The following is a 16,375-nucleotide window of genomic DNA, read 5'->3' as shown; positions in this document are numbered from 1 at the left end:
TCCGGCCGCTGTTCCTGCCGGAAGCGGGGTGTCAGCCCGCGTCAGTAGTCGACGCGGTCGGGTTTGGCGCGCCAGGCGTCGAACGCCGCGTTGCGATCCTCCACGTCCAGGCGGCGGACCTCCGTCGGCCACACCGCGTCGGAGTCCTCGAACAGGCGGTAGAAAGCGCGGTCGTCGAAGCCCGCTTCGGCCGCGTCCTGGCGGTCCGCGGCGTAGAGCACCGCGTCCAGGCGCGCCCACAGCGCGCTGGCCAGGCACATCGGGCACGGCTCGCAGGAGCTGACGAGCACGCAGCCGCTCAGGCTGAACGCGCCCAGCGTGCGGCAGGCCGTGCGGATCGCGCTGACCTCGGCGTGCGCGGTCGGGTCGAGCTCCGCGGTGACCCGGTTCGTCCCGGTGGCCACCAGCTCCTCGCCGCGCACGACGAGCGCCCCGAACGGCCCGCCGCCGTCGCCGACGTTCTCGGTGGCCAGCTCGACCGCCCGGTTCATCCACCGGTGCTCGGTGCCGGCGACGGCGGTGTTCTTCGATCGCATGCTCACTCCTCTGCGGTGCTCTCGTCTGCGGTGATGTGCTCGGCGGTGACGGGGGTGTGCGCGAGCGCCTTGCCGGTGGCGTCGCGGATCGCCGCCACGACCGCCGGTGTCGTCGAGATCGTCGGCGGCTCGCCCACGCCGCGCACCCCGTACGGGGCGTTGGGGTCGGCGCTCTCCAGCACGTCGATCTCCATCGACGGCATGTCCGCGATCGTCGGGATGAGGTAGTCGGTGAACGACGGGTTGCGGATCGCCCCGTCGGAGACGTGGATCTCCTCCATGACGGCCAGTCCCAGGCCCTGGGCCGAACCGCCCTGGATCTGGCCGCGCACCGCATCCGGGTTCATCGCCTTGCCCACGTCCTGGGAGCAGGCCAGCTGCACCACTTTGACCAGACCGAGCTCCACGTCGACGTCCACGACCGCCCGGTGCGCGGAGAAGGCGTGCTGCACGTGGACGCGTTCGCTCGTGCCGTTCTCGTCCATCGGGAAGGTTTCCCGGTGGTGGAACTCGCGGGTGGACTCGACGGGGCCCGCACCGAGCACGGTGGACAGATCCGCGATCTCCCCGGAGTCCGCGTCGATGATCGCGCCGTCCATCAGCGACAACCGGTGCGCGTCCACGCCGTGTTCCTGCCCGGCGCGCTGCAGCAGCTCCTCGCGCACCGCGGTGGCGGCCTCGCGCACCGCGCCACCGGTGACGTAAGTCTGGCGGGAGGCCGAACTGGACCCGGACGGGCCGACATCGGTGTCGTTGGGGTGCACCGTCACCCGCGAGACGCCGAGCTCGGTGCGCACGATCTGCTGCTGCACCGTCAGCAGGCCCTGGCCGACCTCGGCGGCTGCGGTGTGCACGACCGCCGCCGGCTGCCCGCCCAGCAGCTCCAGCCGCACGCGGGCGGTGGAGAAGTCGTCCGCGCCCTCGGCGTAGCAGACGTTCTTGATCGTCGTGCCGTACCCGACGCCGCGCACCACCCCCTCGCCGTGCGTGGTGTTCGCCGCGCCGCCCGGCAGATCGCGGATGTCCGCCCCGGCCCCGGAGGGCGACGCGGCGGGCATGGGCATCTCGCGCACGCGGCGGAGCATCTCGTCGACCGACGTGGGGTAGTCGAGCACCTGCCCGGTCGGTGTCACGTCGCCCTTGTCGATGGCGTTCTTCCGCCGCAGCTCCACCGGGTCCATCCCCAGGGCGGCCGCGAGCTTGTCCATCTGGGACTCGTAGGCGAACGTCGGCTGCACCGCGCCCAGCCCGCGCATCGCCCCGCACGGCGGGTTGTTCGTGTACACGCCCCAGCTGTCGATGTGCACGTTCGGCACCCGGTAGGGACCGGCGCCGAGCGTGGAGCCGTTCCCCACGACCACCGGGGTCTTCGACGCGTACGCGCCGCCGTCGAAGTACTGCACCGCCCTGACGTAGACCAGCTCGCCGTCGCGGGTGGCGCCGTGCTCGTAGCGCAGCGTTGCCGGGTGCCGGTGCACGTGGCCGAAGAACGACTCCTCCCGGTCGTAGACCATCTTCACCGGCCGCCCGGTGCGCAGCGCCAGCATCGACGCGTGCACCTGGATGGACAGGTCCTCGCGGCCGCCGAACGCGCCGCCGACCCCGGACAGGGTCATGCGCACCTGCTCCGGATCGAGCCCCAGGCACCGCGCCGTCTGCGCGCGGTCGGTGTGCAGGTCCTGCGTGGCCAGGAACAGGTCCACGCCGCCGTCCTCGGCGGGCAGTGCCAGCCCCGCCTCCGGACCGAGGAACGCCTGGTCCTGCATGCCCACGGTGTACACGTCGGACACCACCACGTCGGCCTGCGCGGCGGGGTCGCCGTGCTGGATCACCTGGTGCCGCACCACGTTGCCGTCCGGGTGCAGCGCGGGCAGCTCGGCGTCGTGCGCCGCCCGCTGCGGGTCGGTCACCGGTTCGAGCACCTCGTAGTCGACGACGATGCTCTCCGTCGCCCGCCGCGCGGTGTCCTGGTCCTCGGCGGCGACCAGCGCCACCGCCTCGCCCCGGAAGCGCACCACGTCCTCGGCCAGCGCGGGCTGGTCGGCGTGCTTCAGGCCGTAGCGGTTCACCCCCGGCACGTCCTCGGCGGTGAGCACCGCGTGCACCCCGCGCATCCGCAGCGCCGGTCCGATGTCGATGCCGCGGATCCGCGCGTAGGGGTGCGGGCTGCGCAGGGTCGCGCCCCACACCATGTTCTCCACCCACAGATCGGAGGCGTAGGCGAAGTCGCCGCGCACCTTCGCCGGACCGTCCGAACGCGCCGCCGATTCACCGATGCCGCCGGCGACTTCGGACACGAGCGTGCCCGTCGCGTCAGCGGGAGCCCTGCCGGTCATGTCCCACCTCTCAGTCCGTCGTCCGGGCGCACGCCCGGGTGAGGTCATGTGCCAGTTCGTGTTCGCCCACCGCGCTGGTCGTACCGCGCTGCACGACGGTCTCGCCGCCGCGCAGCAGCAGCTCCACCGCAGGTGGCGGGCCGAGGACGAGCGCCGCGACCGGGTCGGAGATCCCGGCGTGCTCGAGCCCGTCCAGCCGCCACACCGCGAGATCGGCGAGCATCCCCGGGGCCAGCGCGCCCAGCTCCGCCTCCCGCCCGAGGCAGCGCGCACCACCGCGCGTGGCCATCCGCAGCACCTCGCGCACCCCCAGAGCACGGGGTCCTGCGCGCGCACGTGCGGTGAACAGGGCCTGCGGGAGTTCGCGGACCAGGCCGCCGTCCTCGTTGGACGCCGCCCCGTCCACGCCCAGCCCCACGGGCGCACCCGCCCGCAGCAGCTCGCGCACGGGTGCGCTGCCCGCGCCCAGCCGGGCGTTCGACGAGGGGCAGTGCGCCACGCCCGTGCCCGCGCCGGCGAGCTTCTCCACCCCGCCGGATGCCAGGTGCACCCCGTGCGCCACCCACGTGTCCGGGCCGAGCCAGCCGAGCCCGGCGGCGTACTCCGCGGGGGTGCAGCCGTGTTCGCGGGCGCACTGGCGGTGCTCGTCCACGGTCTCGGCCAGGTGCGTGTGCAGCCGCACCCCGCGCTGCCGCGCCAGCTCCGCGGCCTGCCGCATGAGCCCGGAGGTGACGGTGAACGGGGAGCACGGTCCGACCGCCACGCGCACCGCGGAGTCCGCGGACGGGTCGTGCCACCGGTCGATCGCCTCGGCCGTGGCCGCCAGCGCCTCGTCGTGGTCCTCCACCACCTCGTCCGGCGGGAGACCGCCGTGCCGCCGCCCCCGGTCCATCGAGCCGCGCACCGCGTGCAGCCGCAGCCCGATCCGCTCGGCGGCCCGCACCACCGCGCCGAACACGTCGCCGCCCGAACGGGGGAACAGGTAGTGGTGATCGGCCACCGTCGTGCAGCCGCTGCGGGCCAGCCGCGCCAGCCCCGCGCTCGCGGCGGCGTGCACCGACCACTCGTCCATGCGCGCCCAGGCCGGGTACAGCGCGGTGAGCCACTCGTACAGGCCCTCGTCGGCTGCCAGCCCGCGCGTGGCCCACTGGTAGAGGTGGTGGTGCGTGTTCACCAGGCCGGGGGTGACCAGGCACCCGCGCAGGTCGACCCGCGTGGCGGGCACGTCCTGCGGGGGAGCCGGGCCGGGCCCGACCGCGGTGATGCGCCCGCCGTCGACGACCACGTGGCCCTCGCGGTGCTCCGCACCCGCGTCGTCCACGGTGACGACGGCGCCGCCTTCGAGCACGGTGCGGGTCATCCCGCCTCCTCCGCCTCGCGGTGCGCGGCCAGCCGGACGGCGCTCATGATCTTCTCGTAGCCGGTGCAGCGGCACAGGTTGCCCGCCAGGGCCTCCCGGATCTCCGCATCGGAGGGCTCGGGCACGCGGTCGAGCAGGTCGTGGGCCTGCACGACCAGCCCGGGGGTGCAGAAGCCGCACTGCACCGCCCCCGTCTCGACGAAGGCCTCCTGCACGCGGTCCAGCCGCTCGCCGGAGGCGAGCCCTTCGACGGTGCGCACGGTCCGCCCCTGCGCCTGCCCGGCGGCGACCATGCAGGAGCACACGGGCACCTCGTCGAGGTAGACGGTGCACGAGCCGCACTCGCCCTGCTCGCAGGCGTTCTTCGACCCGGCGAGGCCGAGCCGCTCGCGCAGCGTGCGCAGCAGGCTCTCGTCCGCGGCGACGTTGTCGACCTGCGCGGACCGGCCGTTGAGGGTGAGGTTCAGGCGCATCGTTGCCTCCCGGTGCGGAATTCGTCCCAGGCCCACGTGAGCGTTCGGCGGGCCAGCACGGACAGGGCGTGTTGGCGGTAGTCGGCGGTGCCGCGCACGTCGTCGATCGGTTGTGCCGCGGCGGCCACCCGCTCGCCGAAGGCGCGGGTGAGCTCCTCCGGCAGGGGGCTGGTGCTCCCCCAGTGCTCGGTCAGCGCGGAGGCGAGGAACTCCTCCGCGTCCGGGGCGCGCAGCGGGGTCGGGCCCGCCGAGCCGATGCCGGTGCCGACGCGGCCGGTCTCCGGTTCGAGCGCGACGGAGAAGGCGCACACCGCGATGACCATGGCGTTGCGCGGGCCGATCTTGCTGAACTGCTGCGGGCCGCGGGCGGCGGGGGCGTGCACGGCGGCGATGAGCTCGTCGGCGGCCAGCGCGGAGCGCTTCGGACCGGTGTAGAACTCCGCGGCGGGGACGCGCCGCGTCCCGCGGGTGGAGGCGAGTTCCACCTCCGCGGCGCCGGCCAGCAGCGGCGGGTGCGAGTCCCCGGCGGGGGAGGCCGATCCGAGGTTGCCACCGAGCGTGCCGCGGTTGCGGATCTGCGGGGAGCCCACGGTGCGCGCGGCCATGGCCAGGGCGGGCAGCCGGTCGGCGAGCTCGGTAACCAGCCGCGCGTAGGTCAGCCCCGCGCCGAGGCGCAGCACGCCGTCGTGCTCCGACCACGTGTTCATCCCGGGCACGTGGGTGAGGTCCAGCAGTGCCTGGGGGCGGGCGCGGTCGAAGTTGAGCTCCACCATGACGTCCGTGCCGCCGCACAGGGGCACCGCATCGGGGTGCTCGGCCTTGACTTCGAGGGCCTGCTCCCACGAAGTCGGCTGCAGGAATTCCACGGTGTCCTCCCAACGACGTTCGACTTGCCGATGAGTACACCGCCCGTGTCCGCCTGGTGACTAGCGGTGGATCCACCGAAAAGCCTTCCCGGTGATGCGGGGTGGTTTGTATGTTTCTCCAATCACAGCGGAACCCCCGCGGCAAGCGCGGTGACCGGGCGAGGAGGTGCGAGATGCTGCTGGGCGACCTGGTGGCGGACGCCGACCTGGGGCTGCGCTGGCTCACCCCTCCGGGGGAAGACCGCCCGATCCGAGGTGTGTACGTCACCGACCTGCTGGACCCGCGCCGCTACCTGCACGGCGGGGAGCTCGTGCTCAGCGGGCTCATGTGGTGGACCGGCGAGGAGTCCTCCGAGCGGTTCGTCTCCGCGCTGGCCGAGGCGGGCGTCGCCGCGGTCGCCTGCGGAACCGCCCGGTTGGGTGATACTCCGCCGGATCTGGTCACCGCCTGCGAGCGGCACGGCGTTCCGGCGGTGCAGGTGCCGCTGTCGGTCAGCTTCAACACCCTCGCCGAGCGGGTCCAGCCGCACGCGGCGCCGCGCCGGGAGCTGATGGCCGCGGTCGCCGCCGGGGCCGACCTCAACCACGTGCTCGCCCTGGCCGGCGGTGACACGGGCACGGACTGCTGGGTGCTCTCGGCGGTCGGCGCGCAGGTGGCGGGCAGCGCCGCGCTGTCCGAGGAGGTGTGCGCGCGGCTGGCGGCGGAGCTCCCGCGGCGGCACCCCGTGCCGTGCACGGTGCGCGTGCCCGCGGCTGCGGGCAGCCCCCGCGGCGGTGGGCCCTCCGGCGAGGCGTTCCTGCTGTGGCCGGTGGACACCGGCGACGCGGTGGAGGCGGCCCGCTGGTGGGTCGTGGTGCGCCGCGGTGACGACGCGGAGGGGCGGGAAGCCGTCGCGGCCGACGTGGCCACGGTCGTGGCCCTCGTGCGCAGCCGCGTCGACCAGGCGCGGCGCATCGCCGGGCGCGCCGTGCAGGCGGTGCTGCCCGGGCTTCTCGACGGCACGGCCGGGGCGGCCGAGGCGACCGCGCGGCTGGAGAGCATCGGCATGTCCGCAGGCGATCCGGTGCGGGCGGTCTCGCTCACCGCGGGCGACTCCGCGCGCAGCGCGGCACTGCTGCGCGAGCTGGCCGCGGCCGCGGGCACGCTGTCCGTGACCGCGCCTCTCGACGAGGCGGCCGTGACGCTGTTCTCCGCGGACGGGGGCGATCTGTCCGACTTGGACGTGCGGCTGCGCGGGCTCGTCGACGCCGCGGCGGCGCGGTGGCACGCGGACATCGCCGTCGGGATCAGCGGGGTGCAGGCCGCCACCGAGCTGCGGGCCGCGGTGGAGGAGGCCGCGCACGCGCGCCGCCTCGTCGAGAGCCGCGAGGCGGCGGCGAGCGGTGCGGACACGCGAGTGGCCACGGCCGAGGAGCTGCGCACCCACGACGTGCTGCTGGCCTCCGTGCCGGAGGACCTGCGCCGCTCGTACCGCGCGCGGCTGCTCGGCCAGCTGCACGACTACGACGCCGCGCACCACTCCGAGCTCGTGCGCACGCTGGACGAGTTCCTGGCGTGCTCCGGTTCGTGGGCGCGCTGCGCGCAACGGCTGCACGTGCACGTCAACACGCTGCGTTATCGCCTGCGGCGCATCGAGCAGCTCACCGGCCGCGACCTCGGCGCGTTCGCCACGCGCGTGGACTTCTACCTGGCGCTGCGGCTGGAGCGGACGGCGTCCTGAGGGGGTGAGATCGCAGGCCGGTTGCCACAGCGCGGAACGGGATTTGTACGATGGGAACGTCCCCGCCGCAGGGTCCGGGTGGGGGCGGTCACAGGCCCGCTGACCGGCGCGCGGTACGTCGGTGGGCGGTTCGAAATCCACATCCCGGCGCGGTATCGTGTCGGGTCGCGTCGTGTTCAGCGGGGGGCGCTCGCCATCCCGTCATTCCACCTTCATGCGAGACGGAGGTACCGGGATTGACCAACCTGTCCGCCACCTTCGGTGTGACGGACCGCCCCAGCGGCACCGCACAAGCAGCTGACGCTCCCGCGCCGGAAGCGATCCGGGAGTACTTCGACCAGTATTCTCCCGAAACGCCGTGCCTCGTCGTCGATTTGGCGCAGGTGCGCAGTCGCTTCGAGCAACTGCGCGCCGCGCTGCCGGACGCGCGCATCTGCTATGCGGTCAAGGCCAATCCCGCCCGCGAGGTCGTCGCGGAACTCGTCCGGCTCGGCAGCGCCTTCGACGTCGCCAGCATCGGCGAGATCGACCTGTGCCTGACCGCGGGCGCCGCGGTCGAGTCGCTCTCCTACGGCAACACCATCAAGAAGCCCGCGGACATCGCCGCCGCCCACCGGCGCGGCGTACGGCTGTTCGCCACCGACAGCGCCGCCGACCTCGCCGCGATCGCCGAGTCGGCGCCCGGTGCCAGCGTGTTCTGCCGGGTGCTGGTGGACGACAGCGGCTCGCGCACCCCGTTCGGCACGAAGTTCGGCTGCCCACCGGAGCACGCCGCGACGCTGCTGCTGCGCGCGGCCGAGCTCGGCCTCGACCCCTGCGGCGTTTCGTTCCACAGTGGATCGCAGCAGCACGACCCCGCTGCCTTCGAGCAGGGAATTGCGGCCGCACAGCGGGTCTTCCGGAACTGCGCGGACAACGGCCTGGCGCTGCGGACGGTCAACCTCGGTGGCGGCCTGCCCGCCACCTACACCGAGTCGGCACCCGAGGTCTCCGACTACGTGACGCGGATCGAGCACGCGCTCGACCAGGCCTTCGGCGCGGCGCGCCCGGAGCTGCTCGTGGAGCCCGGCCGGTTCCTCGTGGGCGACGCGGGCGTGCTGCGCTCGGAAGTCGTCCTCGTCGCCGACGAGGGCGAGCGCTCGGGAACGGACCCCGCGCGATGGCTGTACCTGGACATCGGCCGGTACAACGGGCTGGCCGAAGCAGAGGGGGAGGCCATCACCTACCGGCTCCGCACCGCGCGCGACGACGACCCGCGCGGGCCCGTCGTGCTGGCGGGGCCCACCTGCGACGGGGACGATGTGCTGTACCAGCGCACGCGGTACGAACTGCCGGTGACGCTGCGTTCCGGCGACTGGGTGGACCTGCTCAGCGCCGGTGCTTATACGGCGAGCTACTCGTCCGTGGGCTTCAACGGCTTCGCGCCGCTGCCCACGCACTGCTTCGACAGTCTCGCCCGATGAGTCTTCCCCACGTGTCCGCACCCGCGGCCCGGGGAAGCAACCAGGAGAAATCCGCACGCGATATCGCCTCCAGTGGGGAGGGAAAACCGCCGCTTCGTCGGGAGGTCTTCAATGTCCGTGGACACCGCCACGCCGCCGGTCGGCCTCTTCGCCGGCCAGCACGTTCTCGCTGAACTGGAAGGCGTCACGCCGGAACTGCTCGACGACGAACAGTTCCTGCGGGACACCTTGGAGTCCGCGCTCGATCGCTCGGACGCCACGGTGTGCCAGGTGATCGCCAAGAAGTTCGATCCGCAGGGCGTCACCATCCTGGCGCTGCTGTCGGAATCGCACGCTTCGCTGCACACGTACCCCGAGGACGGGTCGATTTTCATCGACGTCTTCACCTGCGGAAACACCGCGCAGCCTGAGCGTGCCGTGCAGCTGCTCGCGGATGCGTTGCGCCCCGCCTCGACGAACACGCAAACCATACGCCGCGGCCGAGACTTCGCCGATCTGTCGTGAGCCGCCCTGCCGGGCGCAGAGTGCTAGGAGGAGCACCGTTGATCGAACTCGACGGGCACCGGTGGATCCAGGAACCGATGGGCGCCGACATGCGGCGCCTCTGGCGGGTCGACGAGGTGCTGGCCGAACGGGACACGGCGTACCAGAACGTCGTGATCGCGCGCACGGGGCAAGGGATCTCGCTGTTCTGCGACGACGATCGGCAGAGCACGGAGTTCTCGCAGCTCGTCTACCACGAGGCGATGATGGTGCCGGCTTTCTTGCTCGCCGAGAAGATCGAACGCGTGCTCATCATCGGCTCCAGCGAGGGCGTGGCGAGCCGGATGGCGGTGCAGGCCGGGGCCTCGCAGGTCGACCACGTCGACATCGACCAGGAGTGCGTGCGGCTGTGCGCCGAGACGCTGCCGTATGGCTACTCCCCTGCGGAGCTCTCCGGCGCGGAGAGCGGTGACGGCCCGATCGCCGTGCACTACCAGGACGGCGAGAGCTTCCTGGAGCAGGCTCCCCCGGAGGGCTACGACGTCGTCGTGCTGGACCTGCCGGACGAGCGCGCCGACGCAGGCGAGGAGCAGCACAACCGGCTGTACGGGGAGGACTTCGTGCGGCGGTGCCACGCGGTCCTGTCGCCCGGGGGCGTCGCCGCGTTCCAGGCCGGCTCGCCGACCGTGTGGCGCAACACCACGCTCATCCGGGCCTACAACCGCTTCCAGTCCGTGTTCGACACCACCGTGTACTTCGGCTCCGACGAGCACGAGTGGTCGTTCCTGTTCGGCCGCGGCGAGCAGGTGGACGACCCGACCAACCTGATGCTGGACAACTTCCCGACGTCCGCTTACCGCCCGCGCACGGTCGACGACGCCAGCCTCATCGGGTGCACCGTGCCGCCGTACTCGGTGCGCAACCAGCAGGAGTGACCCGCGCGGACCTCGGGAGCGCGCAGCACGCCGGACGCAGCGGGGCCGGGCGGTCATCCGTGACCGCCCGGCCCCGCGTGCAGCTGCGCCGGTGCCGGCTCAGGCCAGCAGCAGGTACGGGTGCAGCCCCTCGGTGTCGTCCGGCACGAACCACTGGTCGATGGCCAGTCCGCGACCGCGCAGCTCGTCCTCGATCTCCTCGGCCGGGCGTTCGCCCGGCGCACCGGTGTCCTCGGCGGAGTCGAGCGAGCGGTCGATCTCGTAGAGCTCCTCGAACGAGCGGTCCGGCAGCGCCTGCCCCAGGAACGTGTCGAACAGCTGTGCCGTGGTCTCCGCGGTGAGCAGTTCGGCGGCCTCGAGGGTCTCCCGCGCGGCGTTGACCATCAGCCGCATCCCCCAGCACTCGGCCACGGTGCGCGGCGGGACCCACTCGCGCGTGGTCAGCCGCGAGGCCACCGCGGCGGTGGACAGCAGCAGCGCACGGGCGAACGTCGTCGTGTAGCGGAAGTCGTAGCACGGCGGCAGGTCGGTCAGGATGAGCAGGTCGTCCACGTCCGCGACCGTCGCGCCCTGCAGCGCCAGGGTCAGCTCGTCCTGGTACAGCGCCTCGGTGACGAACGTGGCCGCGTGCACCAGCGCCCCGGCCGCGAGGCGCGCGCGCTGCTCGGCCTCGTCGTCCTCCGGCGCGGCCACGAACGCGGTCAGGTCGAAGGCGCGCAGCTGGTCCGCCTGGGCGCCGAGCACCTCGCGCCACTCCTCGCTGTCCAGCTCGGTCTCGTCCTCCGCCCCGGAGAGCGCCTGCTCGAGCGCGGCGAGCAGCTGCTCGTCGGCCTGCTCGTCGGAGACCTCCAGCGCGCCGTCCTCGCCCTCGGCGCCGTCGGCGGCCGCCAGGCTGAGGTTGAACTCGTCCTCGGTGATCTGCACTTCGGAGTGGTCCACGGTCCACGCCGTGAGCAGTTCGCTCTCCTGCAGCAACTGGTCCAGCACAGCGGCGGCGGCCTGCTCGGCGTCCGTCAGCGACGGCGCGTCCAGGGCCAGGACCACGCTCGCCCCGCTCGCGTGCACGGCGATGCGATAGTCCAGCACATCGATCTCGCCCTCGTCCTCGCCGGCGATGCCCTCGATCAGCGCCAGCTGGCGGTCCAGCACCGCCGCGACGCCTTCCTGCTGCAGCGCGTCGAGCTCGGCCTCCGCAGGGGACTTGAGCTCCGCGGTCACCGCGTAATCCACCGTGTCACGCCTCTCCGTACGGGTTGCGGGAATGGTACGTCTCCTGGCGCCGACGGGCCGGACCGCTCCGGGCCGACCGGCGCGTCGTACCGATCATCCGCGCACGTCCGCGGGCACGTGCGCGCGGGGTGCCCGAGCCGGGGTCCCCCGGCCCGGGCGGCGCGGCCGCGGCGCCGTCCGCGATGATGAGGCCCGTGACGGATCTCGTGGTCTTCGGCAGTTGCAACATGGACCTGGTGGCCTCCGTGCCGCGGGCCCCGCACCGGGGCGAGACGGTACACGGGTACGAGTTCACCACAGTTCCCGGCGGCAAGGGAGCCAACCAGGCCCTCGCCGCGGCCAAGGCGGGGGCGCGGGCGCGGATGATCGGCGCGGTCGGCCGGGACGAGTTCGGCGAGGAACTGCGCCGGACGCTGCGCACCTCCGGGGTGGACGCGGACGGGCTGCGCACCGTCCCCGGGCGCAGCGGCACCGCGCACATCGTCGTCGACGACGAGGGCGGCAACTCCATCGTCGTCATCGGCGGCGCCAACGACTCGGTCGACGGCCTCGCCGCGGGGGACGAGGAGCGCATCGCCGCTTCCGACAGCCTGCTGCTGCAGCTGGAGATCCCGCTGGCCGGGGTGGTGGCGGCGGCGCGCGCGGGGCGGCGCAACGGGGTGCGCGTGGTGCTCACGCCGGCGCCCACGGCGGAGCTGCCCGCCGATCTCCTCGCCGACGTCGACCTGCTCGTGCCGAACGAGCACGAGGCAGCCGTGCTCACCGGGCGCGAGGAGCCGCGGGAGGCCCTGTCCGCCCTGTTGGAGCAGGTGCCGGAGGTCGTCATCACCCTGGGGTCGGAAGGCGCGCTGTACGGCAGCCGCACCGGTGAGCAGGTGCACGTCCCGAGCTTCCCGGTCGAGGCGGTGGACACCACCGCCGCCGGGGACACGTTCCTCGGCGTGCTGTGCTCGGCGCTGGGCGAGGGCCGCTCGGTGGAGGAGTCGCTGCGCTGGGCTTCCGCCGGTGCTGCTGTGTCGGTCGGGCGGCGCGGGGCGAGCAGTTCCATGCCCGACCGGGAGGAGATCATCGAGTGCCTCGGCGAGTAGGCGGGCGCTGCTCCGTCCGTGGGTGATTGCCGCCCGCCGGGCGGGTGCGGGCCGCATCGCGGAGCGCGGCGCTTCCGTCGCCGGTGCTGGCGCGGTAGGTTGCCGGGTGTCGGGGTGGTGCCGCGGGGCACTCCCGCGGATTCGCCCGGCCCGCTGCAGCAGAATGGGGAGGTGGCACGCCGGGATTTCGTGGATTCGCGCACATTCGCCGAATTCGGCGGCGGCGCACAATGCCGCCGTTTCACCGGGGGCGTTTCCGCGGTGCCCGCCGCAGTGGTGGGTGGCGGCCCGCGCGGCGGGCCGTTTTCGGGCGCCTCTCCGCGCAGGAGAGGGTGCGCGCGTCACGTGAGTTTCCGCGCCGCCGGCCGCGGGAAACTCCTGTCGTCGGCCACTCCGGTATTGTGTATGCTGAGGGCGGCGAGCGCACATTGTGACGTGGGTCTGTTCTGGAAACTGGTGTGGTGATGGTCGCCGGTCGGTCCGGTGGGGCGTTTTCGGAGTGCTGGGGCGGCGTCGTCGCGTCCCCGACCTCGAAGGGCCCGGCTTCGGAGGGCCCGGCTTCGGAGGGCACGGCCCCGGTGCGCGGTACCTCCGCGGAGGAAAGAGACAACGGTATCGGCCGCGTGCTACAACGTGGCGAGGGTTCGCAGCAGTCCCGCCTCGACGCGAGCGTCGGCGGGCTCCGTGCACAAGACAGGTGATCATGGCCGAACGCATTCAGGTCGAACTCGTCGACGACCTCGACGGCTCGCCAGCGCAGTACACCGTCACGTTCGCGCTGGACGGTGCCACTTACGAAATTGACCTGAACGAACGCCATGCCCGCGAGCTGAGAGCGCTGCTCGATCACTACGTCCGGCGGGCGCGAATTCCGCAGACCGCGAAGTCGCGGCAGAAAGAGCAGGAAGATCGCCGCTCCCGCAAGGTCAACCGCGACCTCACCGAGCAGATCCGCGGTGCTGCCCGGCGCACGAAGGAGCGCCTCAGCCAGGAAGCCGAGCCCGGCGACGACGCCGCTGGAGCCGAGTCCCCCGAGCAGGGCGAGACCGCGGTGGAGGGCCTGCTGAACCTCAGCGGGAGCTCCGCGCCCTCCGCGCAGGCCGAGGACTCCTCGGCGGAGGAAGCGGCCGTTGCGGACGACGCGGGCTCCGACGCGGAACCGGACGAATCCGAATCGGACTCGCGTGTTCCGGCCGTGGTGATGCCGCAGTTCTCCTCGGCCGAATGATCGCGCGGCAGGAACGTCGATGAGCGACAGCCCGTTGCTGCAGTGCGCGGACCTCCGCGTGCGTTTCCGCACCGGCGATGGCGACGTGGAGGCGGTCAGCGGAATCGGGTTCCGGCTGGACGAGGGCGAGGTCCTCGCGGTCGTCGGCGAGTCCGGCTCGGGCAAGAGCGTCACGGCCCTGTCCGCTCTCGGTCTTCTCCCGCAGAACGCGGACGTGCGCGGCAGTCTCACCGTGGCCGGCACCGAGCTGGTCGGGCAGGGCGAGGCCGAACTGCGCCGCATCCGCGGACGCCGGATCGCGATGGTCTTCCAGGAGCCGATGACATCGCTGAATCCGGTTTTCACCATCGGCTGGCAGCTCGCCGAGACCGTGCGGCTGCACGACGAGGACGGTGCCGGGCGGGCGCGCGAGCGCGCCGCGGAGCTGCTGGAGCTCGTCGGCGTTCCGGAGCCGCGGACGAGGTTGCGGTACTACCCGCACCAGCTCTCCGGCGGGCAGCGGCAGCGCGTCCTGATCGCGCTGGCGCTCGCGTGCAGACCGCAGGTGCTCATCGCCGACGAGCCCACCACCGCGCTGGACGTGACCGCGCAGGCCGAGATCCTGGCGCTGCTGCGGGACCTGCGCGACCGGTTCGGCATGTCGGTGCTGCTCATCACGCACGACATGGGCGTGGTCGCGGACCTGGCCGACCGGGTTCTCGTGATGCGGGAGGGGGAGATCGTGGAACGTGCCCCCGTGCACGAGCTGTTCCGCGAGCCGCGGCACGAGTACACCGCCCGACTGCTCGCTGCCGTGCCCAGCCTGCGAGTGGACGGCACCGGCGCGGACGGCGAGGGGCGGGCCCGTCCGGTGCTGCGGATCGCCGAGCTGAGCGTCGACTACGGTGCCCGCCGCGCCGTCGACCGGGTGTCGCTGCGCATCGACCGCGGGGAGGTGCTCGGGCTCGTGGGCGAGTCCGGTTCGGGCAAGTCCACGATCGGGCGGTGCGCGGCGCGGTTGATGCGTCCGTCGGAGGGAGCGGTGGAGCTGCTCGGGCAGGACATCACTCGTCTGTCGCAGCGCGCGTTGCGGCGGTGGCGGCGGCACATCGGTGTGGTGTTCCAGGACCCCGGTTCCTCGCTGGACCCCGCGCGCACCGTCGGCGACAGCATCGCGGAACCGCTGCGGCTGCACCGCAGCGGCGATCGCGGGGCACGGGCGCGGCGCGTGGCCGAGCTGTTGGACGCGGTCGAGCTCGGCGGGAGCACCGGGAAGCGGTATCCGCGCGAACTTTCCGGCGGGCAGCGGCAGCGCGTGAGCATCGCCCGTGCGCTGGCGCTGGAACCGGAACTGCTGATCGCCGACGAACCCACCAGCGCGCTGGACGTCTCCGTGCAGGACGCGGTGCTGGACCTGCTCCAGCGGCTGCAGCGGGAGCAGGGGTTCGGGTGCCTGTTCATCAGCCACGACCTGGCCGTGATCAACCGGTTGGCCGATCGCGTGGCGGTCCTGCAGGCGGGTGAAGTCGTGGAGTGCGCCGGCAGGGAGCAGGTGCTCGGGCGGCCCGCGCACGCCTACACGCGGGAACTGCTGGCGGCGGCCCCGGTCGCGGACCCGGACGAGCAGCGGGCGCGGCGAGTGCTGGTGGGCTGAGGCCCAGGTGCCGCGGTGGGTGGCTACCCGATGTCGGGGATCCCGCGGCGAGTCCTCGCCGGAGGTTCCCCCGCCCGACCCGCTGCACCAGCCGATCCGCGGACTCCCCGACGCGCCGGAACCCGACGCGCCGGAACCGCGCGGGGCGCACTGGTCATCCGGTCATTCGCCGGCGCGGTGCCGCCGGTTGCTGCGGCCGCGGGACCCGGACGAGGCGGTGCCCTGCGCGGAGGTGGGGCCCTGCGCGGAGGTGGGGCCGCCCTGCTGGTCCTCGCCGCGCGCACGCCCGTTCGCCGAGTTCCCGCTCCGCTTGCTGCCGGTGCGCGCCGCGCGGGCCGCCGAGTCGGACTCCTCGGCGGGAGTCTCCGCAGCGACGTGCCGTTTGGCCGCTTCGGTGAGCTCCGCGGCGAAGGCGGGAGGCGAGCTCACGTCCCAGTCGGTCGCCTCCGGGTCCATGACCGTCTGCTGCAGTTCGGCGTAGATCGGCGTCGCGTTCATCGTCCCCCGTCCTGACGCGGGCCTCGTGCTCTTGCATCGCTGCATCGCCCATCGCCGGAAGCGAACTCCGGCGAGACTCTCGGGCAGGGTATCGGCACTGAGCGACCGCAACTGTAGGACGAGACGTGCAGATCACCCGACCGTGGTTCGCGTGCGGAGGTCGGCCCGTTCCCGGGGCAGGTCGTGCGCACCGGGGGTGACCTGGGGTTTCTTTTTTGGTGGGGGGTGGGTGTCGGTGGGGGTGCGGTGGGGTGTAAATTGTTTTGTGCCGGCGACGGAGCGGGCTGATTTCGGGAGTTTCCTTCGGTTTTCGAGGGGGCTTGTGGGGTTGGTCCGGGGTTGTCGGGTGGTCTTTGAGATGGGCGAAAATCGTGGCGTGGCCGTCGTGTGTCGTGGGTCCGTGGTTCTGCTGGTGGTAGTGCGTGTGGTGCTGGTGCTGGTGGGGTTGTGGGGTCTGCTGGTGCGGGCGACCCCCCGGGTGTGGGGGGTGGTTGGCGGGTGCTAGGGTTTTTGCTCGGGAGATGC

General features: G+C 73.0%; 14 protein-coding genes. 7 read left to right on the top strand and 7 right to left on the bottom strand.

All coding sequences use genetic code 11. The features are described 5' to 3' along the window. Window positions 1–41: 41 nt before the first annotated feature. The 5 genes from ACYVJE_RS22520 to ACYVJE_RS22500 are packed head-to-tail and all read right to left on the bottom strand — an operon-like array spanning window position 42 to window position 5,571. A complete protein-coding gene (locus tag ACYVJE_RS22520) occupies window positions 42–536 on the bottom strand; it encodes a nucleoside deaminase (RefSeq protein ID WP_461146046.1) in 495 nt (164 codons plus the stop codon). Window positions 537–538: 2 nt separating this feature from the next. Then, on the bottom strand, window positions 539–2,872 hold the full coding sequence (gene pucD, locus ACYVJE_RS22515) for a xanthine dehydrogenase subunit D (protein ID WP_461146045.1): 2,334 nt from the start codon (window positions 2,870–2,872) through the stop codon (window positions 539–541). A 10-nt stretch (window positions 2,873–2,882) separates the two neighbouring features. Continuing rightward, entirely contained in the window at window positions 2,883–4,232 is a 1,350-nt protein-coding gene (locus ACYVJE_RS22510) for an 8-oxoguanine deaminase (RefSeq protein ID WP_459158615.1), read from the bottom strand. Next, entirely contained in the window at window positions 4,229–4,705 is a 477-nt protein-coding gene (locus ACYVJE_RS22505) for a (2Fe-2S)-binding protein (RefSeq protein WP_459158616.1), read from the bottom strand. Before ACYVJE_RS22505 ends, ACYVJE_RS22510 begins: the two co-directional genes overlap by 4 nt. Then, a complete protein-coding gene (locus ACYVJE_RS22500; protein WP_461146044.1) occupies window positions 4,696–5,571 on the bottom strand; it encodes an FAD binding domain-containing protein in 876 nt (291 codons plus the stop codon). The genes ACYVJE_RS22505 and ACYVJE_RS22500 overlap by 10 nt, the downstream gene beginning before the upstream one ends. Before the next feature lie 173 nt (window positions 5,572–5,744). On the opposite strand from ACYVJE_RS22500, the gene ACYVJE_RS22495 reads away from it, so the two are divergent. From ACYVJE_RS22495 to ACYVJE_RS22480, 4 genes are all read left to right on the top strand, one after another. Next, on the top strand, window positions 5,745–7,292 hold the full coding sequence (locus ACYVJE_RS22495; RefSeq protein WP_459158618.1) for a helix-turn-helix domain-containing protein: 1,548 nt from the start codon (window positions 5,745–5,747) through the stop codon (window positions 7,290–7,292). A gap of 236 nt (window positions 7,293–7,528) precedes the next feature. Continuing rightward, complete coding sequence (locus ACYVJE_RS22490) at window positions 7,529–8,755, top strand: type III PLP-dependent enzyme (protein WP_459158619.1); 1,227 nt, start codon at window positions 7,529–7,531, stop codon at window positions 8,753–8,755. 111 nt (window positions 8,756–8,866) lie between these two features. After that, window positions 8,867–9,259, top strand: coding sequence for an adenosylmethionine decarboxylase (gene speD, locus ACYVJE_RS22485; RefSeq protein ID WP_459158620.1), 393 nt, complete (start codon window positions 8,867–8,869; stop codon window positions 9,257–9,259). A gap of 38 nt (window positions 9,260–9,297) precedes the next feature. Continuing rightward, window positions 9,298–10,173, top strand: coding sequence for a spermidine synthase (locus tag ACYVJE_RS22480; protein WP_461146043.1), 876 nt, complete (start codon window positions 9,298–9,300; stop codon window positions 10,171–10,173). A 99-nt stretch (window positions 10,174–10,272) separates the two neighbouring features. On the opposite strand, the gene ACYVJE_RS22475 is transcribed toward ACYVJE_RS22480, so the two are convergent. Further along, window positions 10,273–11,403 carry a hypothetical protein gene (locus ACYVJE_RS22475; protein ID WP_459158622.1) on the bottom strand — a complete coding sequence of 377 codons (1,131 nt, stop codon included), beginning with the start codon at window positions 11,401–11,403 and terminating at the stop codon, window positions 10,273–10,275. A 194-nt stretch (window positions 11,404–11,597) separates the two neighbouring features. On the opposite strand from ACYVJE_RS22475, the gene rbsK reads away from it, so the two are divergent. The 3 genes from rbsK (at window position 11,598) to ACYVJE_RS22460 (ending at window position 15,352) form a co-directional block, all read left to right on the top strand. Then, window positions 11,598–12,491 carry a ribokinase gene (rbsK, locus tag ACYVJE_RS22470; protein ID WP_461146042.1) on the top strand — a complete coding sequence of 298 codons (894 nt, stop codon included), beginning with the start codon at window positions 11,598–11,600 and terminating at the stop codon, window positions 12,489–12,491. Window positions 12,492–13,194: 703 nt separating this feature from the next. Continuing rightward, window positions 13,195–13,719, top strand: coding sequence for a histone-like nucleoid-structuring protein Lsr2 (locus tag ACYVJE_RS22465; RefSeq protein WP_461146041.1), 525 nt, complete (start codon window positions 13,195–13,197; stop codon window positions 13,717–13,719). A gap of 19 nt (window positions 13,720–13,738) precedes the next feature. Then, window positions 13,739–15,352 (top strand): ABC transporter ATP-binding protein, encoded by a 1,614-nt coding sequence (locus ACYVJE_RS22460; protein ID WP_461146040.1) that lies wholly within the window; start codon window positions 13,739–13,741, stop codon window positions 15,350–15,352. Between the two features lie 162 nt (window positions 15,353–15,514). Here the strand turns inward: ACYVJE_RS22460 and ACYVJE_RS22455 are convergent, their stop codons facing one another. Further along, window positions 15,515–15,850 carry a hypothetical protein gene (locus ACYVJE_RS22455; RefSeq protein WP_461146039.1) on the bottom strand — a complete coding sequence of 112 codons (336 nt, stop codon included), beginning with the start codon at window positions 15,848–15,850 and terminating at the stop codon, window positions 15,515–15,517. Between the last annotated feature and the right edge of the window lie 525 nt (window positions 15,851–16,375).

Source organism: Salinifilum aidingensis (assembly GCF_054782015.1).
The sequence above is the reverse complement of the archived record's forward strand: the minus strand, read 5'-3'. Positions and strand labels throughout refer to the sequence as shown.